This window comes from Cellvibrio sp. OA-2007, assembly GCF_000953825.1.
In the GTDB taxonomy this organism is placed as follows: Bacteria; Pseudomonadota; Gammaproteobacteria; order Pseudomonadales; family Cellvibrionaceae; genus Cellvibrio.
On record NZ_BBUL01000044.1, the window covers coordinates 1 to 1,790 of the forward strand.

The window sequence follows — 1,790 nt, forward strand, 5'->3', positions numbered from 1 at the left end:
AAAAATCAAACGCGAAATTGACTTGCCACTTTGCGCAACTCTTGACTGATATGGCCTATATCCTGACTAATCTCATTCAGTTCGTTGGTACTTGTAGTGACCTGCTGGGTGCTGTGATAAATACCGTTCACATGTTCTGACACATGAGAAAAAGTAACCGTTTGCTCGTGAGTTGCTGCGGCGATACGCTCATTAATACTGCTAATAGTTTCAACATTATTTAAAATAGAATTCAGCACTTCGCCCGATGCCATAGTGGCCTCCACACCGCGATTGGCGCGCTCCACACTACCTTGCATTGCGGTGACAGCACTCGCCGACACCTGCCGCAATTCACTGATCACTTTATGAATCTCTTCGGTTGCCTGTCGTGTGCGCACTGCAAGGCCACGCACCTCGTCGGCCACTACCGCAAAGCCACGCCCATGCTCACCCGCGCGGGCAGCTTCAATTGCTGCATTTAGCGCAAGCAAATTTGTTTGCTCGGCAACATTTTGAATTGTATTGAGCAGTTGCCCCACATCCGATGAAAACTCCTCGAAGCGATTCACCACACCGGCCGCACTGCGCACCTCTTCTGCCAAGGTACTAATGGTGGATACATTGGTCGCCAAGGTTTCTTTGCCGCGCGCCGCTGCGCTGCTAGCGTCTTGCGCTTGATGCGATGCATTATTGGCAAACTCGGAAATTTCATTAACCATTTTCATTAAATCTTCAATAGAAGTACGCATATTTGAAATAGCATGTGCCTGTTCATTAATACGTTCTTTATTGCTGGCGCTGGAGTTGGTTAAACGTGCTGCCACCTGCGATAGCCCACCTACATCTTGACTAACGTGCGCGAAAGAGCCGTGCAGTTTTTCGACAAAAGCATTGAAATATTTCACCAGGTAGAGAATTTCATCTTTTCCGGCATAATGAATTCGTTTGGTTAAATCACCTTCACCGGAAGACATTTCTTTTAGCGATGCAGTGACTTCATTAATACTTGAAGTAATTGATCGGCTCGTCACTACACTGATTACCAAAAGTGCGATCACTACGCATACGGCAATCATCAACGCTATTCTGATTGCATTTTTTGAGGCCGAAATTGTTTCACTGATAGATTCATTGAAGTGCTTGGCTGTTTCACTTTTCATGCTTGATAAAGATTTTCTCAAGGCAGTTAATCGGTCAGCATTAGCGGCGGCTTCTGCGCCCACTTTTTCAAAATCGACAGTGCCTGCTATAAAACTTTTTGCGATGCGAATGGCAGTGCTATACCAACTTTGTAATTGCGTATCTATATCTTTCACTTGTACCGATAAGTCGCCACTTAATGCGGATAACTTTTGAAGATTGCCGCGAATTTCCTGGTAGTGCTTATCTGCATCCACTAAGGCTTGCTCATCACCCGTTGTCACTGAACTATTGATCTGTTGCTCCATTAATAACAGTGAGCCAAGGTTAATCGTAGTTAACTCCAGCGTAGGGTAAATACGCTGTTCAACTTCAGCCAAGCGCCCACTATTGGCGCGCTCAACTCCGAGCGAATAGCCCTGACTAATCACAAAACCCAAAAGGGCAATTGCCACTAACAACATTAATTTTTTTGCGATGGTCAAGCGAAACATTAGCCTAGCCTCAAATGGAGGGGATCTATTCTTTACGCCCCATATTGGGTCGTTCGCACAGATAAAAATGAATTATCAATATGCACTTTAATAGTCATTTGGGTATAGCAGCCGAGCACTAAAACCGCAAACTTCGTCAGGCTTTTTATGCCATTTGCGCCGAAATGAGGGAGA

General features: G+C 45.3%; 1 protein-coding gene. It reads right to left on the minus strand.

What is annotated here, in order from left to right; translation table 11 throughout:
- Positions 1-5: 5 nt before the first annotated feature.
- Positions 6-1,616 carry a methyl-accepting chemotaxis protein gene (locus AWU77_RS02190; protein WP_062058592.1) on the minus strand — a complete coding sequence of 537 codons (1,611 nt, stop codon included), beginning with the start codon at positions 1,614-1,616 and terminating at the stop codon, positions 6-8.
- Positions 1,617-1,790 lie beyond the last annotated feature (174 nt).